This window comes from Halomonas sp. CH40, assembly GCA_041875495.1.
Classification (GTDB): Bacteria; Pseudomonadota; Gammaproteobacteria; order Pseudomonadales; family Halomonadaceae; genus Vreelandella.
Window position 1 is genome coordinate 3,194,510 of sequence record CP112982.1, and the last position, 25,981, is coordinate 3,220,490.

Annotated in this window: 26 protein-coding genes, 3 rRNA genes and 1 other RNA gene; 13 read left to right on the forward strand and 17 right to left on the reverse strand. The window is 54.9% G+C overall.

Annotated features, from left to right (window positions below):
* Positions 1-15: 15 nt before the first annotated feature.
* Complete coding sequence (locus OR573_14525) at positions 16-1,413, reverse strand: PLP-dependent aminotransferase family protein (protein XGA79683.1); 1,398 nt, start codon at positions 1,411-1,413, stop codon at positions 16-18.
* Between the two features lie 95 nt (positions 1,414-1,508).
* Between OR573_14525 and OR573_14530 the strand changes: the two genes are divergently transcribed.
* Positions 1,509-2,114 (forward strand): LysE family translocator, encoded by a 606-nt coding sequence (locus OR573_14530; GenBank protein XGA79684.1) that lies wholly within the window; start codon positions 1,509-1,511, stop codon positions 2,112-2,114.
* Between the two features lie 14 nt (positions 2,115-2,128).
* Here OR573_14530 and OR573_14535 read toward each other — a convergent pair whose 3' ends face one another.
* A complete protein-coding gene (locus tag OR573_14535; protein XGA79685.1) occupies positions 2,129-3,292 on the reverse strand; it encodes a PatB family C-S lyase in 1,164 nt (387 codons plus the stop codon).
* 95 nt (positions 3,293-3,387) lie between these two features.
* Here OR573_14535 and OR573_14540 point away from each other — a divergent pair, with 95 nt between their 5' ends.
* Positions 3,388-3,867 (forward strand): hypothetical protein, encoded by a 480-nt coding sequence (locus OR573_14540; GenBank protein ID XGA79686.1) that lies wholly within the window; start codon positions 3,388-3,390, stop codon positions 3,865-3,867.
* Between the two features lie 6 nt (positions 3,868-3,873).
* Here OR573_14540 and OR573_14545 read toward each other — a convergent pair whose 3' ends face one another.
* On the reverse strand, positions 3,874-4,221 hold the full coding sequence (locus OR573_14545; GenBank protein ID XGA79687.1) for a hypothetical protein: 348 nt from the start codon (positions 4,219-4,221) through the stop codon (positions 3,874-3,876).
* A gap of 40 nt (positions 4,222-4,261) precedes the next feature.
* Here OR573_14545 and OR573_14550 point away from each other — a divergent pair, with 40 nt between their 5' ends.
* The 5 genes from OR573_14550 to OR573_14570 all read left to right on the forward strand — a co-directional run bounded on the left by OR573_14550 (position 4,262) and on the right by OR573_14570 (position 7,011).
* Positions 4,262-5,077 (forward strand): hypothetical protein, encoded by an 816-nt coding sequence (locus tag OR573_14550; protein XGA79688.1) that lies wholly within the window; start codon positions 4,262-4,264, stop codon positions 5,075-5,077.
* A 76-nt stretch (positions 5,078-5,153) separates the two neighbouring features.
* Entirely contained in the window at positions 5,154-5,555 is a 402-nt protein-coding gene (locus OR573_14555; protein XGA79689.1) for a thioesterase family protein, read from the forward strand.
* Between the two features lie 37 nt (positions 5,556-5,592).
* On the forward strand, positions 5,593-5,892 hold the full coding sequence (locus tag OR573_14560; protein ID XGA79690.1) for a hypothetical protein: 300 nt from the start codon (positions 5,593-5,595) through the stop codon (positions 5,890-5,892).
* A gap of 30 nt (positions 5,893-5,922) precedes the next feature.
* Positions 5,923-6,444 carry a DUF501 domain-containing protein gene (locus OR573_14565; protein XGA79691.1) on the forward strand — a complete coding sequence of 174 codons (522 nt, stop codon included), beginning with the start codon at positions 5,923-5,925 and terminating at the stop codon, positions 6,442-6,444.
* 24 nt (positions 6,445-6,468) lie between these two features.
* Positions 6,469-7,011, forward strand: a complete 543-nt coding sequence (locus tag OR573_14570) for a TIGR00730 family Rossman fold protein (GenBank protein XGA79692.1) — start codon at positions 6,469-6,471, stop codon at positions 7,009-7,011.
* Positions 7,012-7,040: 29 nt separating this feature from the next.
* Here the strand turns inward: OR573_14570 and OR573_14575 are convergent, their stop codons facing one another.
* Positions 7,041-7,553: a hypothetical protein gene (locus tag OR573_14575; GenBank protein ID XGA79693.1), complete on the reverse strand. Its 513-nt coding sequence runs from the start codon at positions 7,551-7,553 to the stop codon at positions 7,041-7,043.
* Between the two features lie 52 nt (positions 7,554-7,605).
* Positions 7,606-8,106, reverse strand: coding sequence for a sel1 repeat family protein (locus OR573_14580; GenBank protein ID XGA79694.1), 501 nt, complete (start codon positions 8,104-8,106; stop codon positions 7,606-7,608).
* A gap of 265 nt (positions 8,107-8,371) precedes the next feature.
* Between OR573_14580 and OR573_14585 the strand changes: the two genes are divergently transcribed.
* Together OR573_14585 and yaaA are read left to right on the forward strand one after the other, a co-directional pair.
* The gene (locus tag OR573_14585; GenBank protein ID XGA79695.1) at positions 8,372-9,403 is read left to right on the forward strand and encodes an NADP(H)-dependent aldo-keto reductase; all 1,032 of its coding nucleotides are present in this window, start codon (positions 8,372-8,374) and stop codon (positions 9,401-9,403) included.
* 198 nt (positions 9,404-9,601) lie between these two features.
* Positions 9,602-10,387, forward strand: a complete 786-nt coding sequence (gene yaaA, locus OR573_14590) for a peroxide stress protein YaaA (protein XGA79696.1) — start codon at positions 9,602-9,604, stop codon at positions 10,385-10,387.
* 26 nt (positions 10,388-10,413) lie between these two features.
* On the opposite strand, the gene OR573_14595 is transcribed toward yaaA, so the two are convergent.
* The 6 genes from OR573_14595 to ilvC all read right to left on the reverse strand — a co-directional run bounded on the left by OR573_14595 (position 10,414) and on the right by ilvC (position 18,895).
* The gene (locus tag OR573_14595; GenBank protein ID XGA79697.1) at positions 10,414-10,989 is read right to left on the reverse strand and encodes an isochorismatase family protein; all 576 of its coding nucleotides are present in this window, start codon (positions 10,987-10,989) and stop codon (positions 10,414-10,416) included.
* A gap of 350 nt (positions 10,990-11,339) precedes the next feature.
* Positions 11,340-11,455, reverse strand: a 5S ribosomal RNA gene (gene rrf / locus OR573_14600).
* Positions 11,456-11,585: 130 nt separating this feature from the next.
* A 23S ribosomal RNA gene (locus OR573_14605) occupies positions 11,586-14,473 on the reverse strand.
* A 336-nt stretch (positions 14,474-14,809) separates the two neighbouring features.
* Positions 14,810-16,342 (reverse strand): 16S ribosomal RNA (locus OR573_14610).
* Together the 16S, 23S and 5S rRNA genes form the textbook arrangement of a ribosomal RNA operon.
* A 515-nt stretch (positions 16,343-16,857) precedes the next feature.
* Complete coding sequence (gene pssA, locus OR573_14615; protein XGA79698.1) at positions 16,858-17,712, reverse strand: CDP-diacylglycerol--serine O-phosphatidyltransferase; 855 nt, start codon at positions 17,710-17,712, stop codon at positions 16,858-16,860.
* Between the two features lie 166 nt (positions 17,713-17,878).
* Positions 17,879-18,895, reverse strand: a complete 1,017-nt coding sequence (gene ilvC, locus OR573_14620) for a ketol-acid reductoisomerase (GenBank protein ID XGA79699.1) — start codon at positions 18,893-18,895, stop codon at positions 17,879-17,881.
* A gap of 180 nt (positions 18,896-19,075) precedes the next feature.
* On the opposite strand from ilvC, the gene ilvY reads away from it, so the two are divergent.
* Positions 19,076-19,969 carry an HTH-type transcriptional activator IlvY gene (gene ilvY / locus OR573_14625; protein ID XGA79700.1) on the forward strand — a complete coding sequence of 298 codons (894 nt, stop codon included), beginning with the start codon at positions 19,076-19,078 and terminating at the stop codon, positions 19,967-19,969.
* A gap of 71 nt (positions 19,970-20,040) precedes the next feature.
* Here the strand turns inward: ilvY and fur are convergent, their stop codons facing one another.
* Positions 20,041-20,508 (reverse strand): ferric iron uptake transcriptional regulator, encoded by a 468-nt coding sequence (gene fur, locus OR573_14630; GenBank protein XGA79701.1) that lies wholly within the window; start codon positions 20,506-20,508, stop codon positions 20,041-20,043.
* Between the two features lie 72 nt (positions 20,509-20,580).
* Here fur and OR573_14635 point away from each other — a divergent pair, with 72 nt between their 5' ends.
* On the forward strand, positions 20,581-21,003 hold the full coding sequence (locus tag OR573_14635) for an outer membrane protein assembly factor BamE (GenBank protein ID XGA79702.1): 423 nt from the start codon (positions 20,581-20,583) through the stop codon (positions 21,001-21,003).
* A 41-nt stretch (positions 21,004-21,044) separates the two neighbouring features.
* On the opposite strand, the gene OR573_14640 is transcribed toward OR573_14635, so the two are convergent.
* Positions 21,045-21,362, reverse strand: a complete 318-nt coding sequence (locus tag OR573_14640) for an RnfH family protein (GenBank protein ID XGA79703.1) — start codon at positions 21,360-21,362, stop codon at positions 21,045-21,047.
* Positions 21,352-21,786: a type II toxin-antitoxin system RatA family toxin gene (locus tag OR573_14645; protein XGA79704.1), complete on the reverse strand. Its 435-nt coding sequence runs from the start codon at positions 21,784-21,786 to the stop codon at positions 21,352-21,354. The genes OR573_14640 and OR573_14645 overlap by 11 nt, the downstream gene beginning before the upstream one ends.
* Before the next feature lie 121 nt (positions 21,787-21,907).
* Between OR573_14645 and smpB the strand changes: the two genes are divergently transcribed.
* On the forward strand, positions 21,908-22,402 hold the full coding sequence (gene smpB / locus OR573_14650; GenBank protein XGA79705.1) for an SsrA-binding protein SmpB: 495 nt from the start codon (positions 21,908-21,910) through the stop codon (positions 22,400-22,402).
* Positions 22,403-22,448: 46 nt separating this feature from the next.
* Positions 22,449-22,828, forward strand: a transfer-messenger RNA (tmRNA) gene (ssrA, locus tag OR573_14655).
* 331 nt (positions 22,829-23,159) lie between these two features.
* On the opposite strand, the gene pcaF is transcribed toward ssrA, so the two are convergent.
* From pcaF to OR573_14670, 3 genes are read right to left on the reverse strand one after another with little or no spacing between them, the layout of a single operon-like run.
* Complete coding sequence (gene pcaF, locus OR573_14660) at positions 23,160-24,362, reverse strand: 3-oxoadipyl-CoA thiolase (protein ID XGA81763.1); 1,203 nt, start codon at positions 24,360-24,362, stop codon at positions 23,160-23,162.
* Positions 24,363-24,371: 9 nt separating this feature from the next.
* The gene (locus OR573_14665) at positions 24,372-25,145 is read right to left on the reverse strand and encodes a CoA-transferase subunit beta (protein ID XGA79706.1); all 774 of its coding nucleotides are present in this window, start codon (positions 25,143-25,145) and stop codon (positions 24,372-24,374) included.
* On the reverse strand, positions 25,145-25,978 hold the full coding sequence (locus tag OR573_14670; protein ID XGA79707.1) for a CoA transferase subunit A: 834 nt from the start codon (positions 25,976-25,978) through the stop codon (positions 25,145-25,147). Before OR573_14670 ends, OR573_14665 begins: the two co-directional genes overlap by 1 nt.
* Between the last annotated feature and the right edge of the window lie 3 nt (positions 25,979-25,981).

Here is a 25,981-nt window from a genome sequence, read left to right on the forward strand (position 1 = left end):
GCACTTATCAAGGTATTACAGGGTGGGGCTGGCAAGCGGCCCCGCCTGTAGGCATTCAAGCACTATCTGCAAGGCGCGGCCTAGGGTGTCCTGATCCTGAGCCGCTCCGAGACATAGACGAATCGCCTGCGGGGCTGGCGCACTGCCCACACAGAAAGGTTCGGCGCTGGTAACCAGCACCCCCCGCGCTTTCAACTGCTCACTGAAAGCCACCGCACGAAAGCCCTCTGGAAGAATTAACCATAAATTACTGCCGCCCTCTCTGGCTTGCAGGGTAAAGCCTGCCAACATTTCAGCCGCCATTATCTGGCGTGACTGCAGCTCTTGGCTTTGCCAATCCATCACTTCCCGCGCAGAGGCCATGTTCACCCAATGGCAGGCCACATCGACCAATAAGGGCGGCACCATCCAGCTCTGGGCACGCAGCGTCTGGGTTAGACGCTCCAACAAAACAGGCGGTGCTCGCAGCACGCCGATTCGCAAGCCGCCCGCCAACACTTTAGCTGTGCTAAACACAAACAGGGTACGCTCAGGAGCAAGGCAGTAAAGTGGCGCTAAACGCTGCTCAACGGGTAGATACTGAACGCCATCTTCCAACAGCCAGAAGTCATATTTCCGCGCAAGCGCCACAATGGCATCACGCCGCTCAGCGCTGAGCACTGCGCCGGTCGGGTTATTCTGCTCGGGAGTGAGGTACACCATCCTTGGCGGCTGACGTTCGCACTGAGCCCTGAGCGCCTCAGCGTTCATCCCCTGATCATCAAAAGGGATGCCAACCAGTTTGAGATGCGATTGCCGTGCAGCACTCATCAACCCTGGGTAGGTCAGTGTATCTGCAGCGACCAGCTCACCAGGGCGCAGCAAGGCTTGCAGACTCAGCTGTAAGCCATGCTGGCCGCCTTGGGTAATCAATAACTCATCAGCCTCAAGAGCAAACCCCAACGTTTCCAGCCATGCACTGAAAACCTGACGCTGCACAGCGCTCCCTTGCGCTGGCTGGTAGTTAACCCCTTTGCTCAGGGCTTCTGGAGACTGGCCAATACTTGCAAGCGCGGCAGCCAACCCCTGCTGGCGTAAAGGGTGCGGGGGCGGCAAGCTCAGGCTTAAATCAATGTGCTGTGTATCGCCGGATGTTTCCACATGGGGCATTTGAAATGCCGCCGCATCCTGGCACCCACTCACATAGGTACCGCTGCCCACTCTTGCCGTTACCCAGCCGTTTCGCTCAGCTTCCGCATATCCCCGCGTAACCGTGCCGATCGTCACGCCTAGCGCATCCGCCAGGCGCCGCTGCGGTGGCAATTTTTCTCCTGGCTGCAAGCTACCGGCATTGATCGCATCACCAATCGCTGCGGCAATGGCACGATAACGCGACCCAGTGTATGCATCTATTTCAGGCACCCAAATTGTCATGGTGACAATAAAACCTTTGACGTCAATTTAAAGCCTATCATGCTTTAAAAAGTTAGCAATTAAAGCCCTTAAACACAAAATTGTATGGATACAAAATGACCAGCCAGTGGGTAATTCTCGGCCCTGCCGCTCTTTATATGATGTCAATGACGCTGACACCTGGCCCCAACAATCTGATGCTGACCGCCTCAGGGGCTAACTTTGGTTTTCAGCGCACGCTGCCACACTTGCTGGGCATTGTGGGTGGCTGTTTTCTGCTGTTTGCCGGCATCGCCATGGGCTTGGGGGTATTGTTTGAACGCTATCCGAGCCTGCAACTGGCACTGCGTTGGATCGGCAGCGCCTATCTGCTTTATCTGGCCTGGAAGATTGCCACCGCACCGCCACCCGATCTGAATACTGACGTGACTCGCCGCCCGCTGACCTTCTGGCAGGCGGCCCTGTTTCAGTTTGCCAACCCCAAGGCGTGGGTGATGGGGCTGGCACTGATTGCAGGCTTTCTGCCGTCTGACGGTAACGCCTTGGCCAATGCCCTGTTGCTGGTGGGGTTTGCCGAACTGGTGGCGCTGCCCTGCTGCGCCTTGTGGGCGGCATTTGGCAGCTTTATCGGCCAGAAAATCCGTACAGAGCGCGCCTGGCGACGCTTTAATATCACCATGGGCGCGCTCACGGCTGCCTGTGTCTGGATGATTCTAAGCTGACACGCTTCCTTCATTCACCGTCTTAAGGCTTGATCCATCCGCTTGAGGGCCTCTTCAAGCTGGGCGGCAGTGGTGCCAAAGTTCAGCCGCACAAAGCCGGGCTGGCCAAAATCAGCGCCGTTGGACAGCGCGACTTTTGCCTGCGCCAACAGGGCTTGCTGAGGGTCATCTCCCAGGCCTGCATCGCGCATATCCAACCAGGCAAGGTAGGTGGACCGGGGAGGATTGAAATGGACGCCAGGCCAGTGAGCGACATAATCGCTGATCATCTGACGATGACCACGCAAGACATCAAGCAACGCCTGACGCCAGGGTTCCGCATCGCGATAAGCGGCTTCAGCAGCGGCCAGGCCCATCACGTTGCCATCTGGCAGCAGCCCCTTGGTTGCCTGGGCAAAACGCGCCCTCAGGTCAGGGTCAGGTATCACAGCACAGGCGGCGGTCAGCCCGGCCAGATTGAACGTCTTGGAAGGCGCCCACAGGGTGATAATGCGATCCGCAAGCGCGGGAAACGCCGCCGCCAGCGGTTGATGCCTGGCACCCTCGTCAAGCAGGAGGTCGCAGTGCAGCTCATCGGACACCACGTATAGATTGTGGCGCTCGACCAGCGCGGCCAATCTTGCCAGCTCTTCATGGCGCCAGATACGCCCTGTGGGATTATGCGGCTGGCACCACAGCAGCAGGCGCGTTTTGGGGGTAATCGCGGCTTCCAGCGCCTCCAGGTCGAGCCGCCACTCGCCACCTTCTTCGCTTGGCGGCGCCATGGCTGCCTGCTGTGTTACTCTGCCAGTGCGCTCGGCCACCGCCAGAAAAGGTGGGTAGATAGGTGTGATGGTCAACACGCCATCGCCGGGTTTGGTCAACGCCAGACTTGCCAGATGCAGGGCAGGCACCACCCCTGGAAGCCACTGTTGCCACTCCGGCTGTATCGGCCAGTCGTAGTGGGTAGCACTCCATTCACACAGCGTTTGCTTGAGGCTGTCCGGTACCTGCCCGTAACCGTAAACGCCATGCTCAACACGTCGTTTCAGCGCATCCATCACCGCAGGCGGCGCCGTAAAGTCCATGTCAGCGACCCATAACGGCAGTACATCTTCGCCATAGCGGTGCCATTTCTGGGAGCGCCATCCACCGGCTGGGTGGCGTCGTTCAAGGGGCGTGGCAAAATCGAACATCATCCGTTGTCCTTGTGGTTAACAGCATTTGTCGTTACAACGTATTAATTAAAAATCATTTCCATTACTTTTGACACTTTACAGGGTACTTCATCAGCATGATGCAAGATGACAATCAACCAAAGAACAGACCTTCCAGCGATGCCCCGCAGCGCGACTTTTACGCGCAGGTGCGGGCTGGCATTCCTGCCTTGTTGCGCCAATGGCTCGCTCTTGGCCAGGCGGACAATACTCGCTTGGCTTTGATACTCGCCGAAACAGCCCGAGTTGCCAAGGTGGGCGCGCCCGATGAAACACCTGATGGGGCTACATTAGAAGCCTGGTGCCAGGCCGCCAGCGGTGAAGATATTCCGCTCTGGGCTCCCCGTACGGCCGTGTTTCTGCTTAACCAGATGCCTGCTCGGCCACGGCCGCAAAGTGAGGCTGAGGCCTGCGCCTGGGCCTATTGCTGGTTGCGCAACCGCTCGTTCGATAGCGCACAGGAAGCTTTCCAGGCATTGCCTGAACACCTTCAGGAACCTTTACAACAAGCGCTTCAGGCTGCCTGGCAGGATCAGCAGGGGCTACGCCTGGTGTGACAACAGCTAACGCCTGCGCCGCTGTGCTTTGGGTTTGAAGCCGACCGGCTTACTGGCCAACCATGTGACAAAGGCGGCGATCGCCGCATCATTACCTAGTGCTGTAACGGTGTTAAGGCGTTCAGCCAGTTCGCGTTCACTGTAAAGCCGATGAATGTGCTTGTGGCAGGGACGGCACAGCCAGGCAATGGCGGTCAGCCGCTCCTCGCGTGAATAGCGCTTACGGTAGCGGGGCTTATTGTGCAGCGCCCTGGGTATCAGGTGATGCTTGGTCAAGGATTCCGCCCGCCCGCATAATTCACAGCATTCAGGCATGGGCGGCGGTGATAACGGGTGGGCAGTGGAGGTCGGCATGCCAGCTGTCCTCATGAGCATAAATCAACAAGGATAAAAGATGGCAGATGTTCCCCTGATCTGGCAACTGGGCAAGTTGCTGGCATCAATAGGTTTAGTACTTGGGTTAGGGTTGGTCGCCGTACGCGTTAGCCCGCGGGTTGCCGGTTTATTGGCTGGGTACCCGCTGGGTACGGCGCTGGCGCTGTTTTTCATCGGTCTGGAAATTTCTCCCGGCTTTGCGACACAAAGCGCCATTCATACCCTGGCAGGTTTTACTGCAACACTGGCGCTGGGAGGTGGTTACCTGGTGTGTGGTGGCCGTACGGACGGCATCAAAGGGGTGTTGATGGGCTCTCTGGGTGGCTTGAGCGCCTGGGTGGCCGTCGGCTGGTTGCTGTCGCATTTTGAGTTTACCCGCCTCACTGGAACCCTGGTCACCCTGGTGGCCATTGGCGTGTTTACCTGGCTCTACCGGCGGGTGCCGGAAACCCGGGTCAATGCCAGTGGCACGCTGTCGTGGTCGGCTCTGGGGTTACGGGCAGCCCTGGCCACGCTGATGATTTTTGTGATTACTGCCCTTGCCCACTGGGTGCCCGCTGCCTGGGCCGGCACCCTGGCGGCATTTCCTGTCACCATGCTGCCCTTCCTGGTCATTCTGCATGCCGGTTACGGTGCTGCCCCGGCGTCAACAGTGATCAAGCATTATCCAATGGGGTTGGGGGCGCTGCTCAGCTATACCCTGTGTGTGTCATTGACGTATGCCTCCTGGGGGCTGGCGGCAGGGACGCTGGCTGGCTTTATCGTCGCCACGCTATGGCTGGTCGGTTGGATGCGCTGCCAGCAATGGTGGGCCGCGCGACGCTCAACGACTTGACCAAGCGTTTGCTTGGGTGAATGATTAGCCAGGCGCTAAAGGCCTCTGCTATCTTTCATAATCATAAGGAAACACCATGTTTACACGCATCATTGAACCGGCATTTTACGATACCGATGCTCTCGGCCATATCAACAACACGCGTTTGCCTGCCTGGTTTGAACTGGCTCGCAACGACTTGTTCAAGCTATTCACGCCGGACCTGGACACGCACAAATGGCGTTTGATGATGGCGCGCATGGAAGTCGACTATCGCGCTGAGCTTTTTTACGGCCACGATATTGAAATTCGCACTTATTTGACCCGTTTAGGCAATAGCTCCTTTACGGTGACCCAGGAAGCGCGCCAACATGGAAAACTGGCCAACCTGGGCCACACAGTATTGTTACAATACGATCATCAGGCTAAAAAAGCCGTCCCGATCGAAGGCCAGCTTCGCCAGATTCTGGAATCTCATCTCCAGGATGCTCCGGAGTAGGTGCTTCCATCGTCGGGCGCCAACCGAGAGTAGCCCTATGGCAATCCGCTATAACCTGTGGATAGACCCCGACAACAAGGCGCAACACAGCGCCGTTGAAGCCGATCTTGAGCGCTATTTTGTTGAGCGCTTTGCCGATTATCCACATATCCGCTTGTCCGGCGCAGACCCTTACGATTACGATGCGCCGTTCAACCGCCTCTATGAGGCCCTGATTGCCCGCGGCGCCGAATATTGCGAGCGCACCTGGCGCTATGTCGCCACGCCAGAGCAGCTGAACCGATGCTTTTTCCGCGCTGTGGGCCAGTCAAACAAGTTTGTTCGAGACGACCCCTGACCGCACCTCCAGGAGCTTTACTGACACGCCATGATCATCCGCACCCATCATGCTCCCAGCCAGCATGAACTTGACATTATTGCCCGGCAGCTTGGGCGCGCGCCTCGCGGCATCGAGGCCGTGGCCGCCACTGACGGGGCAGGCACGCCCCTGGTTCTACGTATGGCACCGATTGTTGATGGTAAACCTTTCCCGACGCTTTACTGGCTCTGCTCGGAACGTCTGAAAGTGGCCATTTCCCATCTTGAAGCCGCCGGTATCATCAAGCAGCTTGAGCAGCAGCTTCAGGAGGATGCCGAGTTCCTGGCAGCCTATCATCAGAGCCACCGCGATTACGTCGCCGAGCGCTGGGAATACATGACCCCGGCTCAGAAAGCGGACGTTGATCAACGTGGTTACCAGACAGTGCTAACAGAGCGTGGTGTCGGCGGGATTACCAACTGGGATCAGGTACGTTGCCTGCACACCCAGTATGCGCATCACCTCGGCAGCCATAATGTCATCGGCCAATGGATGGATACTGTTCATCAGATTGATCGCTATGTTGAGTAAAGCCTCTCAAAAAAGGAAACCCCTATGTCACGCATCTGTGTTTATCTTGGCTCACGCGCAGGTACGCACCCCGACTACAAGGCAGCCGCGATCGAGCTAGGCCAACAACTGGCACAGCGTGGCCACACCCTGGTGTACGGTGGCGCCAGGATTGGCCTGATGGGCGAGCTTGCTAATGCCACGCTGGAAGCGGGTGGCCAGGCGGTAGGCGTGATGCCGGATCATCTGGTTGAACGCGAGCAGGCGCATTTCGGCCTGACTGAACTGATCCGCGTGAGTGATATGCATGAACGTAAAGCCACCATGGCGGCCCAAGCCGATGGGTTTATTGCCTTGCCTGGTGGTATCGGGACCTTTGAGGAACTGTTTGAGATCTGGACCTGGGGTTATCTGGGGCTGCATGACAAGCCGATCGGGCTGCTTAACATCAATGACTTCTATACGCCGCTACTGGGCTTTCTCGACAACACGGTCGAACAGGGTTTTCTCGCCACCGTGACCCGCGACATGCTGCTTGATGCCGAAACGCCTTCAGACTTGCTCGACGCCGTTGAAGCACAGTTTTGAATCGCATACAGGCGAACAGGCGAAGCTCGTTATGAAGCGCGGCCTTCAGTCAGGCGTCGGGTACGCTCAAAGGTCAACTGCAACAGCCGGGCATCATCCCCGGCCCGATGGCGCTGAATGCCTTGCTCGGCAATGATGGCTTCCTTGGTGTCATTCCATACCGCCAACTGTTCTTCACTCAGCAGTATGCGCAAGGCTTCCAACCTGAAGCCGGGAATAATCCCCGCATGATGAAACAATAGTGACAGCCAGGTATTGTCGTAGCCCCAGCTATCGCTATAGGCCTTGCCCAAGGTACGCAATTCGTCGTTGATCCATAACGCCACCTGGCGCACAGGATAACCCTCGCGCTGCAGTCGTTGGCGTGAAATACCGTGCAACAGTTCAGCTTTGGGGTCCCAATGAGTCCACTCATCCAGAGGCTGGATAAGAAACGCGCAGCAGCTTCCATCCGTGCGGGCAATGCCCACTTCGATAGGATAACTGCCGCGCCCGAATCCGGACGCTTCTATATCCAATAATGTCGGTAGCGTCTCGGACACAGATTTCCTCACCTACGCGTAAAACCGTTACATAAAAGCCGCTTGGCTATTTTCAGGAAGCCAGTTCTGACGGACGATGGTTGACGAGCCGATCAGCCATTGCCTGCCAGGAGGCAGCCAGCGCGTGATCAACAGCCAGGCCAAGTTGACCCTGCTTGTAAGCACGCGCCAGACGCTCTGCTGCCAGGTAGTGGCCCGCTTCAGCCGCTCGGGCATACCAGGTCACGGCGTATTCATCACGTCGTGGATACTGCGCGCAACCGTTCTCATAAATCTGCGCTACCTGATATTGGGCTTTGAGATCCCCCGCATGCGCCGCCTCGACAATATAGCGTGCGCCACGCGCCTTATCCTGTGGCGACAAGCTACGGTGAAATAGCATATGGCCGTAGACTGACAGCGCATCCGGGTGCCCGGCTTCGGCACAGCGCTTCAATAAACGCAGTGTCAAACGCTGGGTGCGCGGTGAATGTGGCAGTAACCAGCGAGAATGAAACAGCCGGTCAGCAACCTGATATTCAAGCCGTGTGAACAAAGATGATGCCTGTGGCATGGCAGACCACCTTGCCTGTTGGGTTTACTTAAGTAAGGATGCCAATCAATCGAACAGCGAGCAACCTGACGAGATAAAAACCGGCCTGTACCGGTAAGGGCTGGCAAGCATACGCCTGCCAGCGCAAGGACTCAACCCCAGTATTTGCCGCCTTGTCGGCGCCTCGTTACCATGCGGAGGGACGCATCACTCAGCATGGCAGAATAAACAGACTATTACGCCTTATGGCGTGAATGAATTCATCTTTCATCGCAAGGAGAATCGCATGCAGACACGCCCTCTTGGCAGAACGGGAATGGACGTCAGCCGCTTGTGCCTGGGTACCATGACCTATGGTGAACAGAACACAGAAGCGCAGGCACATGAACAGCTTGACCGTGCTGTCGCCTTTGGCATCAACTTTATTGATACTGCCGAGATGTACCCGGTTCCTCCCAAGGCCGACACCCAGGGTCTGACAGAGCGCTACATAGGCAGCTGGCTCAAGCAGCGCGGCGCTCGTGATGATGTGATTATCGCCAGCAAGGTGACTGGGCCTGGGCTTGGCCACATTCGTGGTGGCCCGCGGCTGACGCGTGAGCACATTCACCAGGCCATAGATGACAACCTGGCACGCCTGAACACGGACTATATTGACCTCTACCAGCTCCATTGGCCCGAACGTAAAACCAATTTTTTCGGCAAGCTGGGCTACACACACCAGGAAGATGACAACGCCACACCGCTGGAAGAAACCCTGAGCGCGTTGAAAGAACTGGTGGAGGCGGGAAAAATTCGCGCGGTCGGTTTATCCAACGACACTCCCTGGGGAGTGATGAAGTGCCTTGAGCTGGCTGATCGTCTCGACTTACCCAGGGTCGCCTCAGTGCAAAACCCTTACAACCTGCTCAACCGCACATTTGAGGTCGGACTGGCCGAGATTGCCCACCGCGAGGATGTTGGCCTGTTGGCCTATTCACCGCTGGGTTTTGGCGTGCTTTCTGGTAAATACCTGAATAATAATCGCCCTCCAGAAGCCCGTCTGACGCTGTTTGAGCGCTTCAGCCGCTACACCTCATCTGAAGCCGAATCAGCCACTCAGGCCTATGTCAGCCTTGCTCACAAGCATGGGCTGGACCCGGCACAGATGGCACTGGCCTTCGTCAATACACGCAGTTTTCTGACCAGCAATATTATTGGCGCTACCACCATGGAGCAGCTTGAAAGCAACCTGGCCAGTGAAAGCCTGAAACTTGATGATGAAGTACTCGATGCGATTGACGCTATTCACCATCAGATGCCTAACCCTTGCCCTTAAGCTGACGCAAAGACTGCCTATGGAATGCTTCAGCTTCAAGCGCGTCTTCTTCAGCAACTGCGTCAAACTGGCTATTAGCCCGATAGCCCTGCCGCCTGGCAGGGCTTGATATAATGCCATATACGGTTTGGCCCTGTGGTTTGCCAGGCTGCCAGACCCTCAAATTCACCACAGGAAAACCAGACACAGGAAGACGTCATGCTCAGCGTAATTTCACCTGCCAAAACTCTCGACTTTGAAACACCGGCCACGACAGATCAGGTGACTCAGCCCGACTTTCTTGACCATAGCCAGACGTTGATCGATATCCTGCGCGACTATTCCCCCCAACAGCTCAGCGATCTAATGGGGATCAGCGATAAACTGGCAGGGCTTAATGCTGCCCGCTTCGCGCAGTGGGAGCCGCCTTTCAGCCTGGATAACGCCAAACCAGCGGCACAGGCTTTCCAGGGTGATGTCTACACTGGCCTTGAGGCAGATACCTTTGACAAAGAAGACAATCAGTTCGCTCAGCAACACCTGCGAATTCTTTCTGGGCTCTACGGGTTATTGCGCCCCCTGGATCTGATCCAGCCCTACCGCCTGGAAATGGGCACCAAGCTGGCCAATCCCAGCGGTAAGGATCTTTACGCCTACTGGAAACCAACCCTGACCCAGGCTGTCAATCAGGCCATTGCTGACAGCGGTTCCAAGGTGCTGGTTAATCTGGCATCCAATGAATACTTCAAGGCAGTCGATACAAAGTCACTGGATGCACAAGTCATCACACCGGTTTTCAAAGACGAGAAGAACGGCCAGTTCAAGATCATCAGCTTTTATGCCAAAAAGGCGCGCGGCTTGATGAGTGCCTGGATCATCCGTGAACGGCTGAATACGCCCGAGGCGCTTAAGGGGTTTGATGTAGACGGCTACCGCTTTGACCCTGCTTCATCACAAGGCGACACCCTTGTTTTCATCCGCAGGGAAGCAGATCGTCCTAATTGATTGATTACTTTCGACTTGCGATCTTCTTAATTGAAATGAACCGGGCGCGCTGAGCGTGGTTTCAGAAACTGCTGGTGCGCCTGTTTGAACTCAGGCGTATCACAGCGGTACAGCCACTCATAAGCCACCATATCCGCCGTTACTGCCTGCGCACCGTTTGCACAGGCCCGCTTGCGGGCCAGTTCAGCCTCGGTGCAGCGCCGGCTGGCCGTTGCTTCTGTCAGCCAGAGCACTTCATAACCGGCCTCCAGTAACCCCAGCCCTGTCTGCATGACGCAGATATGTGCTTCAGTGCCGCAAAGCACAATTTGTGTTTTACCTGAGGCAGCCAAGGCGTCCCGGAATTTACCCTCTTCCATGACACTGAAATGGACTTTTTGCCAGAGTTGGTAATCATCAAGACGCTCGAGCAGGGAGGCTGCGCTGCCGCCCAGCTTTTGTGGATTCTGCTCGGTTAACCAGACGGGAACACCCAGGAGGTTAGCCAGGCCTCCAAGCCAACTGGCTTCCTCAATGGCCTGAAAGCCGCCCTCAATGACAGGCAAAAGCCCAGCCTGGAAGTCGACCATAAGCAGCAGGCTTTTTTCTCGTTGTATGCGCATGCATTCACCTTATGAGATAACGTTAAATGGCTTACCCAGCATAAGCGCAGCCAGATGATTACTCCACCCCAAAGGTGCATGCATTCTCATTTGAGGGCAAACGCTTTGTGAATCGTGAATCGTGAATCGTGAATCGTGAATCGTGAATCGTGAATCGTGAATCGTGAATCGTGAATCGTGAATCGTGAATCGTGAATCGTGAATCGTGAATCGTGAATCGTGAATCGTGAATCGTGAATCGTGAATCGTGAACAGAAAAGCAAAGCCCTCTGCCGGAGGGCAAGGTTTTTTTAACACACGCACAGCAAAACGCCCCGTACACGGTGTGCATGGGACGTTTCTATATAGGTGCCTGACGATGACCTACTCTCGCATGGGGAGACCCCACACTACCATCGGCGCTAAGCGGTTTCACTGCTGAGTTCGGCAAGGGATCAGGTGGTTCCCACTCGCTATGGTCGTCAGGCGTAACAGGTGATATAGCAAGCTGATTCAACGGCGTTCAATGGCCGCTGCGTAATGTCGGTGATCGTCTCTGCGTATCCGGTGCGCTTTCGCGCGTCGTTATCACTAGCTTCAGACCCCTTGGGTGTTATAGGGTCAAGCCTCACGGGCCATTAGTACACGTTAGCTCAACGCCTTGCAGCGCTTCCACACCGTGCCTATCAACCAGCTGGTCTCGCTGGGCCCTTCAGGAGGCTCTAGGCCTCAGGGATGTCTCATCTTGAAGGGGGCTTCCCGCTTAGATGCTTTCAGCGGTTATCCCGTCCGCACTTAGCTACCCGGCAATGCCACTGGCGTGACAACCGGAACACCAGAGGTGCGTCCACTCCGGTCCTCTCGTACTAGGAGCAGCCCTTCTCAAACATCCTACGCCCACGGCAGATAGGGACCGAACTGTCTCACGACGTTCTAAACCCAGCTCGCGTACCACTTTAAATGGCGAACAGCCATACCCTTGGGACCGACTTCAGCCCCAGGATGTGATGAGCCGACATCGAGGTGCCAAACACCGCCGTCGATGTGAACTCTTGGGCGGTATCAGCCTGTTATCCCCGGAGTACCTTTTATCCGTTGAGCGATGGCCCTTCCATACAGAACCACCGGATCACTAGAACCTGCTTTCGCACCTGCTCGACGTGTCTGTCTCGCAGTCAAGCACCCTTATGCTCTTGCACTCATTGCACGATGTCCGACCGTGCTGAGGGTACCTTCGTGCTCCTCCGTTACGCTTTGGGAGGAGACCGCCCCAGTCAAACTACCCACCACACACTGTCCTCGATCCGGATAACGGACCTGAGTGAGAACGCCAATGATGCCAGGCTGGTATTTCAAGGGTGGCTCCGCTCGAACTGGCGTCCGAGGTTCAAAGCCTCCCAGCTATCCTACACAGGCAACATCAGCGTCCAGTGTGAAGCTATAGTAAAGGTTCACGGGGTCTTTCCGTCTAGCCGCGGGTACACCGCATCTTCACGGCGATTTCAATTTCACTGAGTCTCGGGTGGAGACAGCGTGGCCATCATTACGCCATTCGTGCAGGTCGGAACTTACCCGACAAGGAATTTCGCTACCTTAGGACCGTTATAGTTACGGCCGCCGTTTACCGGGGCTTCGATCAAGAGCTTCTCCGAGGATAACACCATCACTTAACCTTCCGGCACCGGGCAGGCGTCACACCCTATACGTCGTCTTGCGACTTGGCAGAGTGCTGTGTTTTTACTAAACAGTTGCAGCCACCTGGTATCTTCGACCGGTTCGGGCTTGGAGAGCAAGTCTCGTCACCCTACGCCGGCGTGCCTTCTCCCGAAGTTACGGCACCATTTTGCCTAGTTCCTTCACCCGAGTTCTCTCAAGCGCCTTGGGATTCTCACCCTGACCACCTGTGTCGGTTTGGGGTACGGTCGCACATGATCTGAAGCTTAGAGGCTTTTCCTGGAAGCGTGGCATCAGTGACTTCCTGACCGTGGTCAGTTCGTTTCGCATCTCGGCTTTAAGCGCCCGGATTTACCTGAGCACTCGGCCTACTTGCTTTCACCAGGACAACCAACGCCTGGCTCACCTAGCCTTCTCCGTCCCCCCATCGCAATCATGTCCGGTACGGGAATATTGACCCGTTTCCCATCGACTACGCCTTTCGGCCTCGCCTTAGGGGCCGACTCACTCTGCTCCGATTAGCGTCGAACAGAAACCCTTGGTCTTCCGGCGAGGGCGTTTTTCACGCCCTTTATCGTTACTCATGTCAGCATTCGCACTCGTGATACCTCCAGCGAACTTCTCAATTCCCCTTCATTGGCTTACACGACGCTCCTCTACCGCTCATCCAGAGGATGAACCCGTAGCTTCGGTACCTGATTTAGCCCCGTTACATCTTCCGCGCAGGCCGACTCGACTAGTGAGCTATTACGCTTTCTTTAAAGGATGGCTGCTTCTAAGCCAACCTCCTAGCTGTCTGAGCCTTCCCACATCGTTTCCCACTTAATCAGGATTTCGGGACCTTAGCTGACGGTCTGGGTTGTTTCCCTTTTCACAACGGACGTTAGCACCCGCTGTGTGTCTCCCACGCGTCACTCACCGGTATTCGGAGTTTGCCTCGGGTTGGTAAGTCGGGATGACCCCCTAGCCGAAACAGTGCTCTACCCCCGGTGGTGCTACATGAGGCGCTACCTAAATAGCTTTCGAGGAGAACCAGCTATCTCCGAGCTTGATTAGCCTTTCACTCCGATCCACAAGTCATCCAAATCTTTTTCAACAGATCCTGGTTCGGGCCTCCAATTGATGTTACTCAATCTTCACCCTGCTCATGGATAGATCGCTCGGTTTCGGGTCTATATCCTGCGACTGCATCGCCCAGTTAAGACTCGCTTTCGCTACGGCTCCCCTAATCGGTTAACCTCGCCACAGAATATAAGTCGCTGACCCATTATACAAAAGGTACGCCGTCACGGAACAAGTCCGCTCCGACTGCTTGTACGCACACGGTTTCAGGGTCTATTTCACTCCCCTCTCCGGGGTTCTTTTCGCCTTTCCCTCACGGTACTGGTTCACTATCGGTCAGCCAGGAGTATTTAGCCTTGGAGGATGGTCCCCCCGTCTTCAGTCAAGGTTTCTCGTGCCCCGACCTACTCGATTTCACATGATCAGATTTTCGACTACGGGGCTATCACCCACTATGGCCGCGCTTCCCAGCGCATTCGCCTAATCAGTCACATGCTTAAGGGCTGGTCCCCGTTCGCTCGCCGCTACTAGGGGAATCTCGGTTGATTTCTTTTCCTCAGGGTACTTAGATGTTTCAGTTCCCCTGGTTCGCCTCTTACGCCTATGTATTCAGCGTAAGATACTCATCTTGTGATGAGTGGGTTTCCCCATTCAGAAATGCCCGGGTCACAGGTTGTTTGCCACCTCGCCGAGCCTTATCGCAGGCTTCCACGTCTTTCATCGCCTCTGGCTGCCTAGGCATCCACCGTGTGCGCTTCATTGCTTGACCCTATAACCCGAAGGAGTCTGGTCGCGCAATGATAACGATTGCCGGATACGCTTGAGACGTATCACACAACAATTTACTACGTACACCTTTTTTCAGGCAGGGTCTCACCACGTAAAACGTGATGAATCACTGACCTTTCAAAAGGTTTATCAGCTTGATATATCTTGTTAAAGAGCGACTGCTATGCGCAGTGATAAAAGAACCGATAAGGAAGACGTTTTCTTCCAAGCGCATCTGTTGCCAGAGGCGTGTGTTCGTTTATCACTGCGCAATGTCAGCGTTTATCTGATCAGGTAATTCATTGTGAGCGCTTACCGCGAGGGATGATGCATCGTTTAAGGAGGTGATCCAGCCGCAGGTTCCCCTACGGCTACCTTGTTACGACTTCACCCCAGTCATGAACCACACCGTGGTGATCGCCCTCTTGCGTTAGGCTAACCACTTCTGGTGCAGTCCACTCCCATGGTGTGACGGGCGGTGTGTACAAGGCCCGGGAACGTATTCACCGTGACATTCTGATTCACGATTACTAGCGATTCCGACTTCACGGAGTCGAGTTGCAGACTCCGATCCGGACTGAGACCGGCTTTAAGGGATTCGCTGACTCTCGCGAGTTCGCCGCCCTTTGTACCGGCCATTGTAGCACGTGTGTAGCCCTACTCGTAAGGGCCATGATGACTTGACGTCGTCCCCACCTTCCTCCGGTTTGTCACCGGCAGTCTCCTTAGAGTTCCCACCATTACGTGCTGGCAAATAAGGACAAGGGTTGCGCTCGTTACGGGACTTAACCCAACATTTCACAACACGAGCTGACGACAGCCATGCAGCACCTGTCTCTGCGTTCCCGAAGGCACCCAGTGATCTCTCACCAGTTCGCAGGATGTCAAGAGTAGGTAAGGTTCTTCGCGTTGCATCGAATTAAACCACATGCTCCACCGCTTGTGCGGGCCCCCGTCAATTCATTTGAGTTTTAACCTTGCGGCCGTACTCCCCAGGCGGTCGACTTATCGCGTTAACTTCGCCACAAAGTGCGCTAGGCACCCAACGGCTGGTCGACATCGTTTACGGCGTGGACTACCAGGGTATCTAATCCTGTTTGCTACCCACGCTTTCGCACCTCAGTGTCAGTGTCAGTCCAGAAGGCCGCCTTCGCCACTGGTATTCCTCCCGATCTCTACGCATTTCACCGCTACACCGGGAATTCTACCTTCCTCTCCTGCACTCTAGCCTGACAGTTCCGGATGCCGTTCCCAGGTTGAGCCCGGGGCTTTCACAACCGGCTTATCAAGCCACCTACGCGCGCTTTACGCCCAGTAATTCCGATTAACGCTTGCACCCTCCGTATTACCGCGGCTGCTGGCACGGAGTTAGCCGGTGCTTCTTCTGCGAGTGATGTCTTTCCTGGCGGGTATTAACCGCCAGGCGTTCTTCCTCGCTGAAAGTGCTTTACAACCCGAGGGCCTTCTTCACACACGCGGCATGGCTGGATCAGGCTTGCGCCCATTGTCCAATATTCCCCACTGCTGCCTCCCGTAGGAGTTCGGGCCGTGTCTCAGTCCCGATGTGGCTGATCATCCTCTCAGACCAGCTACGGATCGTCGCCTTGGTGAGCCATTACCTCACCAACCAGCTAATCCGGCATAGGCTCATCCGATAGCGGGAGCCGAAGCCCCCTTTCTCCCGTAGGACGTATGCGGTATTAGCCTGGGTTTCCCCAGGTTATCCCCCACTATCGGGTAAATTCCTATGCATTACTCACCCGTCCGCCGCTCGTCAGCGGGTAGCAAGCTACCCCTGTTACCGCTCGACTTGCATGTGTTAGGCCTGCCGCCAGCGTTCAATCTGAGCCATGATCAAACTCTTCAGTTTAAAATCATTGTGATGCTTACTCGTCACCCGAAGGTAACAAAAGCGCATCAAACTTGGCTCAAGGTTCAAACGAATTCATTCAACTATTGTTTAAAAACTTACGTTTATAAACTGTCGTTCTCATGACCGCTTGCCTTGATAGTTGGTGATTTATCACCCTCATCGGCAAGCGCCCACATGAATTACCTGATCAAATTTTTAAAGAGCTGTTCGCGAGACGGTTATTAACCCTTGTCATTCGGTGACCTGAATGACTTGCCTCAGCGAGGAAGGCATATTCTACGCATTCCTGTGTGCTTGTCAACTGCTGATTTCGATACCGTATTTCGATCGATTTCAGCGAGGAAATTAGGCGCGGCAACTTCTCGTCGACGTTTTCTCTAACCCTCTGACAAACCGAAGGTTTTCACCTTCAATCACCGCTAGTAACGCTGTGCGTCCCCGGCAGCGGATGCGTACTCTACGGATTTACCGGCGGGGATGCAAGGGCTATTTGAACAATAGTGCAAAAAACATCAGCTGTCAGGTGACATCTTGCGCATAACCGCCAGCACAGGGCCAGAACCAACGTAAGCACCGAACAACAGTAGCAGCATGACAGACGGCTCAACCGAGATCATCACAAAACCTAGCACTACTGCCAACAACACCACAAAAGGCACCGGCTTTTTAAAATCCAGGTCCTTGAAGCTGTAGTAGCGAATATTACTCACCATCAGCACGCCAGCCGCAGCGACCACAAACAGCATCAGCAGCTTAAAGCCCAGCGCATCTGCATCAAAACTATGGAAGGTCCACACGCTGGCGGCCACTAAAGCAGCTGCCGAGGGGCTTGGCAGGCCAATAAACCACTTCTTGTCAACACTACCGATCTGGACATTAAAGCGCGCCAGACGGAGAGCGGCACACGCCACGTAAAGAAACGCCACGACCCAGCCTGTCTTGCCAATATCCTGAAGAATCCAGGTAAACGCTACCAAAGCTGGCGCCACCCCAAACGACAGCATATCGGAAAGACTATCGTATTCAGCCCCGAAAGCGCTTTGCGTGTTGGTCATACGTGCAACACGCCCATCCAGCCCATCAAGCACCATCGCAATGAAGATGGCGACTGCCGCAGAGGTAAAGTCTCCATTGATGCCCGCAATAACCGCGAAGAAACCCGAAAATAGCGCCGAGGTAGTAAACAGGTTAGGCAGTAAATAGATACCTTTACGACGAACTTTCTTGCCATCCTGCTCAGATTCTTCAATGACCTCCGTTTCCCGCAGAAACGTTGCGGCAATATCCTCATTCCTTGTGCGCTCTCCTTGCGCCTCACCAGTAGACGCTGCCTTTGTATCAGCTTGATCACGAGCATCCTGAGTCATATAAAACATCCATCTGAAGAAACACTAATAGTATAAGTGTCATTCTACACGGTGAGCGTCACCTAACCAGATAATTACAGCGCAGACCTACAAATGAATCGGGGTGCGACAAAGCGCACCCCGAGATTCAAGCTTATCCACCATCAGTGGTGTTATTGAGCTAAGACTAGTTTTTGGACTTATCGACCAGCTGATTAGCAGCAATCCACGGCATCATGCCGCGCAGCTTGGCACCGACCTGCTCAATGTCATGCTCTGCATTCAAGCGACGACGCGCCGTCATGGAAGGATAGTTGCTGTTACCTTCATTGATGAACATTTTCGCATATTCGCCCGTCTGAATACGCTTCAGTGCATTGCGCATGGCGGCACGAGACTCATCATTAATAATCTCAGGCCCCGTCACATATTCGCCATATTCCGCATTGTTGGAGATGGAGTAGTTCATGTTGGCGATGCCGCCTTCATACATCAGGTCAACAATCAGCTTAAGCTCGTGCAGGCACTCGAAGTAAGCCATTTCTGGTGCATAGCCAGCTTCTGTCAGTGTCTCAAAGCCTGCTTTCACCAGCTCAACGGCGCCACCACACAGGACCGCCTGCTCACCGAACAGGTCTGTTTCGGTTTCGTCCTTGAAAGTGGTTTCAATGATACCGCTGCGGCCACCGCCAACGCCTGCCGCGTAAGAAAGAGCAAGCTCTTTGGCATTACCAGAGGCATCCTGATGAATGGCGATCAGATCAGGAATACCACCGCCCTTAACGAACTCTGAACGCACGGTATGACCCGGCGCTTTCGGCGCAATCATGATGACATCCAGGTCTTTACGTGGCTCAATCTGGTTGTAATGAATATTGAAACCATGGGCGAAAGCCAGCGTTGCACCTTCTTTCAGGTTAGGCTCAACTTCCTGCTCATAAATGGCTTTCTGGTTTTCATCTGGCGCCAGGATCATCACTACGTCAGCGGTTTTGCACGCTTCCGGCACGCTTGCCACTTTCAGGCCAGCGGCTTCTGCTTTGGATGCAGAGGAAGAACCTGCACGCAGAGCTACTGTGACATCAACACCTGATTCTTTCAGGTTGTTAGCGTGGGCGTGACCTTGTGAACCATAACCGACAATGGTGACTTTCTTAGCCTGGATAAGGGACAGATCACAATCTTTATCGTAATAAACGTGCATGAGGAGCTCCAGATGTTGGGTTAATCAAGAAATTGCTTTCCAGCGTTGATGACTACCTGCGCCGTCTTACGCGGCACTAGGTATTGCGATGTATTCACTTTACGCCAGCCCACCTGTTGCGTAAAACGCTATATTTGCAACACACTATTTCTAAAAATGAAATACACCATCAGGTGCCCAATGGATTTTCGCTTGTTAAAACATATGGTGACTTTGGCGGAGACGCTTCACTTTGGCCGCGCCAGTGAGTTGTGTCACGTTAGCCCATCAACATTGAGCCGTTCCATTCAACAAATAGAAGCAGAACTGGGAACCACCCTGTTTGAACGAGACAACCGCCACGTCACACTGACTCCTCAAGGCCTGGCCTTTCAGTACTACGCCAAGGAAACGCTGGAACAGTGGGAAACCCAGAAACGCACTTTGGCCGCCACGATGGAGCAACTCAGCGGCGACATCAGCATTTACTGCTCCGTGACGGCCAGCTATAGCTTTTTATACGAATTATTGAGCGATGTGCGCACCCGCCACCCCGGCATTGAACTAAAACTGCATACCGGCGACCCTGCCGAGGCAATGTCACGGGTATTGGAAGGGATTGATGACATGGCCATTACACCACGCCCGAGAATTCCGCCGGGCGCGCTGGCGTTTAAATCGCTCACCCGCTCACCGCTGCTATTCATTGCCCCTACGCAGACACATGAATGGCTACCACTCCGGCCAGAAAGCTCAACGGCAGCTCAATGGGAACAGGTTCCCATGATTCTTTCAGAATCAGGACTTTCCCGGGAATATGCCAACACCTGGTTCAAGGCCATCGGTGTTGCGCCACGCATCTATGCACAGGTCTCTGGCCATGAAGCCATTGTCAGCATGGTCGGCCTGGGGTTTGGTATCGGGGTAGTACCCAAAATAGTATTGGATAACAGCCCACTGGCAGATAGGGTGCGTATTTTGAACGTCAAACCCGAACTCCCACACTATGATGTGGGGCTGTGTGTGCTGAACCGGCGCCTGAACAACCCCATCGTCGATGCTTTATGGGCCACCGTTGCAGAATACCGTCCATAACAACAGAAATGCCGATTTGCAAAAAGGCAAAATCGGCATTTGGAGGGCGTTCAAAAAGAAAATAGTCGCTGTTAACGTTTGTTCATTCCATGCTTGGGGAGAACACTGTTATCTGGGCGAACTGCCTTCGAGCCTTTGGGCCGGACATACAAAACCAATGCATGATCCACCAGTTCGTAGCCATGCTCTTCAGCGATTTCCTGCTGCCGACGCTCTATGATTTCATCAACAAATTCAATGATTTCACCACTATCAAGGCACACCATATGATCATGATGGTCTTCCTGGGTGAGTTCAAAAACAGCGTGCCCACCATCAAAGTTATGGCGGATGACAAGCCCTGCTGACTCAAACTGCGTGAGCACTCGGTAAACAGTTGCCAGCCCAACATCTTCGCCCGCATCAATAAGTGTCTTGTACACTTCTTCAGCGCTCAAATGATGCTGACCCGTAGCATTTTCAAGGATTTGCAGAATCTTTACGCGTGGCAAGGTCACTTTCAACCCTGCTTTACGCAGTTCATGGTTTTGATCGGCCATGGTTGCTCTTCGCAGTTACAGGTTAGGTCGGTTATCATCGACCAAAACCACGATAGTGAAGAACAGGATCAAATGCAAAAATTAACTCGAATTATCGCACTCTCCGCCGCTGTTGCCCTGATGGGTGGCTGTGTTTATAAACGCGACATCCCACAGGGCAATCTGGTCAACCAGACGATGGTCAGCCAGTTACAGACAGGTATGTCACAACAGCAGGTTGTCTCGATAATGGGGCGCCCATTACTCGAAGCTCCCTTCGATGCCCGCGAATGGGACTATGTTTTCCAACTGGATAAGGCTTATGGTGATATCGAAACGCGCCGTGCCACCCTGACATTTGACCGTCAGGGGCGCCTTGCCGACATCCAAACGGAAGGCGAATTAGACAGCGCGCTTCCTCTGGAAGGTGATACAGAGCTTGGCCCAGCCAGTGAAGGCTCAGACGACTTTCAGGCACAACCGCTGAACCTTGGCGTGGATACGCCGGAGCAATAACAGTGCTGTGAAGGCAACACTAAACACAGCAACAACAGCATTTACTGCTGTTGTTGCTTTTGCGCCCGGGCAAGGCGCGCTGCCTTTGGGTCAATTTCCAGCGGACGATACACTTCCACTCGCTCACCGTCAGATAGGTGATGCCGTGCGGGTGATTTCAAGGCTTTTCCAAAGATACCAAGCGGTGCCTGCTCGAAAACCTCCCTCTCCACTTCAGGGAAAAGCGATGACAGATCCGCCAGCTGCACGGCATCAACGGCAGTTGTCCCTAGAGGAACCTCAAGCGCCACAATGCGCTGTTTGGATGGCAAAGCAAATGCCACTTCAACATGTATCAGGCTGGGCGTTTCATCGGCCATACAGTTGATCTGCCCGTTTGGTGAATGAATCTACCAGTTGCCCGGCAATTTGCTGAAATAGCTTCCCGAATGCCATACCCAACAGACGACTGGAAAACTCAAACTCCATTTCCAGGCTGACCTTGCAGGCATCTGCTCCCATCGGAGTGAACGACCAGCGCCCCCTGAGATGCTTGAAAGGTCCTTTGACAAGTGACATTTCAATCCGCTCAGGCGTAAAAAGGTCATTTCGCGTTGTTATGGTTTGCTCGATACCAGCACGACCCAACGTCATTTCACCAATCAGGTGCTTATCATCACTCTCCACCAAGCGAGCGTGACGACATCCGGGCAAAAACTCCGGATAACGTTCAAAATCGTTGACCAGATCAAACATTTTCTGAGGTGTGTGCCGCACTAAAGCGGAACGATTCACGGTTGGCATTGACCTCTCCGCTGACTTCACAGTGCCCAAGGCGTATCATAGGCAATAATCGTAGTACATAAATGGTATCACGCCTCTCTGCCAAGCGAAGAGGCAACTAACAGATCAATGACGAGGTTTCATGGCCACAAAGAAAGGGAAAACGCAAAAAGGCCCCGGTAGCAGCGTCATCGCCCAGAACAAGAAGGCACGTTTTGAATATCATATCGACGAAACCTTCGAGGCGGGACTGGCACTGGCTGGATGGGAAGTCAAAAGCATGCGCGCTGGCAAGGCACAGCTAACCGACACCTATATTCTTGTGCGCAACGGAGAGGCGTGGCTGCTAGGCAGCCATATCACGCCTCTCAATACCGCCAGCACGCACGAATTGGCCGACCCGACGCGAACACGTAAATTGCTGCTGCACCGCAAGGAAATTGCCAGGATTTTTTCAAAAACCCAGGATAAAGGCCACACCTGCGTACCTTTGAAGCTGTACTGGAAACGCAACCTGGTAAAATGCGAACTGGCTCTGGTGACCGGCAAAAAACTGCATGACAAACGCGCTACCGAGAAAGATCGCGACTGGAATCGCCAGAAAGGACGTATCATGCGTGAACACAACAAAGCATGACTGGTCAAAAAGCGTTAATCGCGTTATGATAATTGGCTGAAGTTAAGGGGGCGACATGGTCTCGACGCTGATGACAAACCCTGCGGTGCATGCCGAGAGCGTGATGTATCTCGTAAATCCAACATCACGAATAATAGTCGCAAACGACGAAAACTACGCTCAGGGCGCGCTGGCAGCTTAAACACTGCTAGCTTCTTGTCCGGCTCCAAGGTGATGTGCCTATTCATCACTGAGGAGATACGAGCTAAAAATGATAGGACCGCGGTTGGTGGTGTCTTCTCGCCAATCGTTAAACTTCAGAAGACTCGCGTCGCTGGATCCTGATCGTCGGAGCCAGTCGCGTTAAAGCAAAAGACGAAATCTAAGCATGTAGAGCCAATGGGCGAGTGTCGGCGGACGCGGGTTCAATTCCCGCCGCCTCCACCACCTTATCAAGCAAATCAAGCACCTACGGGTGCTTTTTTTGTGTGTTAACTAATCTATTAGCCTTACTCAAAATATTCTTTGCCTGTCAGCAAACTTGTCGATAAAGCCATCGCGGCCCAGCATTCATGCAGCTGTTCCAAATGCAATAATCTGCCGTGCGCCGGTTTCTTTAAAACACCTCTAAAACCCGCGCAGACAGTTTTTAACCCTGGCGATAATGCCTGCATCGCGAACCTAATCAGCGAATACTCTATGAATCCACATTGCTGATCGGATCGCCGCCTGGGTGTTAGTGAAAAACAATTGCAACTGCCATGGCTGGTTTATCCTCTTATACACGTTCGATAAGCGTGGCAATACCCTGACCCACGCCCACACACATGGTGCAGAGCGCGTAGCGCTTGCCGCTGTTCTGTAGCTCATGAGCAGCGGTCAACAGCAGGCGCGCACCGGACATTCCCAACGGATGGCCCAATGCAATGGCGCCGCCGTTGGGGTTGACACGGGGGTCGTCATCGCTGAGGCCGAGATCACGCATACACGCCAGCGCCTGAGCAGCAAAGGCTTCATTGAACTCGAACACATCAATATCTTGCATACGGATACCCGTACGCTTGAGTAGCTTCTGCACCGCTGGCACCGGCCCATAGCCCATGATGCGCGGTTCAACGCCCGCCGAGGCCATGCCAATGATCCTCGCCATGGGCTTCAAGCCGTGGGCCTCAACGGCAGCCTGGCTGGCCACTAACATCGCCGCTGCCCCGTCGTTGACGCCGGACGCATTGCCCGCCGTCACGCTACCGCCTTCACGGAAAGGGGTAGGTAGCCCAGCCAGTTTTTCCAGAGTGGTTTCGCGCAGGTGCTCGTCCTGCTCAAATACCAGCGCTGCCTGTTTGCGGCGTGGAATCTCGATGGCGGTGATTTCCTGGGCAAAGCGACCGGCTTTCTGGGCGGCAGCGGCTTTTTGCTGGGAGCGCAGCGCAAAGGCATCCTGGTCTTCCCGGGAAATAGAAAACTGCTCGGCGACGTTTTCAGCGGTCTCCGGCATGGAATCCACCCCGAACGCCTTCTTCATCAGCGGGTTGATAAAGCGCCAGCCGATGGTGGTATCTTCGATTTTCTGGCCGCGTGAGTAGGCGCTATCTGCCTTGCCCATGACGTAGGGCGCCCGCGACATGGATTCCACCCCGCCTGCCAGGGCCAGTTCCATTTCTCCGGCCTTGATGGCGCGAAAGGCGGTACCCACGGCATCCATTCCCGAGCCGCACAGGCGGTTCATGGTGGTGCCAGGCACCGAGGCGGGAAGCCCGGCCAGCAGGGATGACATGCGCGCCACGTTACGGTTGTCTTCACCGGCCTGGTTGGCGCAACCCATAAAGACTTCTTCAATCGCTGCCGGATTCAGATCCGGCGCTTCTGCCAGCACGGCCTTGAAAATCGTCGCGGCAAAATCATCGGGGCGCAGACTGGCCAGGGTGCCGCCAAAGCGGCCTACCGCCGTACGGCGCGGGTGACAGAGAAATACATCTGACATCATGGTCTCCTATTGGCCAGCGTGGGCACGTTCGGTGCGGGCTTTCAGCTCACGTAGTACGTCAAGCTCCTGCTGGCTGGGTTCGGGCGTGATCTCCAGCTGCTCGGCAAAGCGGATGTCCCAGCCGGTGGCATTGGTCACGTTCTCCCGGCTCACGCCTGAGTGCAGCGAAACCACCACCAGCTCTTTGGTCTCGGGGTCTGGTTTCATCACGCACAGATCGCTGATCACCCGGGTGGGGCCTTTGCCGATATTGGGAACGCCATCACGGCCTTTACCGTCGCGGCCAAAGCCCAGGGTGGTCACGAAATCAACCTGATCCACAAAGGCGCGCTTGGAGTGCTTGAGGGTGATAAAGACTTCGCCTGCGTTAGTGGCAATTTCAGGCGCCCCGCCGCCGCCCGGCAGGCGCACTTTCGGCTCACGGTAGTCGCCGATCAGAGTAGTATTAAGGTTGCAGTAACGATCAATCTGGGCCGTTCCCAGGAAACCGACGTTGATCTTGCCGCCCTGCAGCCAGTAGCGAAACATTTCCGGCACCGCCACCGTGGTCAGGGCAGTTTCGGCCAGCTCACCATCACCAATGGACAGCGGCAGCACATCTGGCTTTGTCTGCAGGGTGCCGGATTCATAGATCAGCACCACATCCGGGGCGTGGGTCAGGCGTGCCAGGTTAGCCGCCTCACTGGGCAGGCCAATGCCGACAAAACAGGTCGAGCCGTTTTCCAGCGCCCGGGCAGCAGTCACGGTCATCATTTCCGAGGCGGTATATTCAAGGCGCATCAGGCGTGCCCTCCTGCAGTGTCATTGGCGGCGCTGAAGACATTGTCGTCCAGCCAGCGAGTAAAGGTGTCGCGGTCGCGGGCAATGGCATCCCACTCTTTATAGAAGCGGTTATTGCGCCCGTAGTAGCCGTGGGTATAGGACGGCAGCGCGCCCTTCTCGGCCACCGCCACGGCACTGATCGCCCAGCCCGGAATCACGCAGGCATTAGGGTGGGCGTTGAGGTCATCGACGATCTCCTCAACGGTCACAATGCTGTGCTTTGCCGCCAGCACCGCCTCTTTCTGCACCCCGACGATCCCTTCCACCAGCACATTGCCCTGACGATCGGCGCGCTGGGCATGCACGATGGAGATATCCGGGCGCACCGAGGGCACGGCGGCCAGGCGCTCACCGGTGAAGGGGCATTCGATAAACCTGATCTGATCGTTGACGCTGGGTAACTCGCTGCCTACGTAGCCACGCAGCACCGCCAGCGGAAGACCCGCTGCCCCCGCCTCAAAAGCGCAGGCCATGGCGGCATGGCTGTGCTCCAGAATCTCGATCTTGCGCGGCCAACCTTTTTCAACCGCATCACGCAGGCGATGCAGAGAGCCAACCCCCGGATTACCGCCCCAGGAAAAGATCACCTTGCTGGCACTGCCAGCGCCAATCAGTTGATCGTAGATAATATCTGGGGTCATGCGAATCAGGGTGAGATCGCGCTTTTTCTGGCGGATCACTTCATGGCCCGCCGCAAACGGAATCAGGTGGGTGAAGCCTTCCATGGCCACGGTAGCGCCGTCGTGGACGAAACGCGCCACTGCGTCATGCAAGCTTAAAAATTCAGCCATACC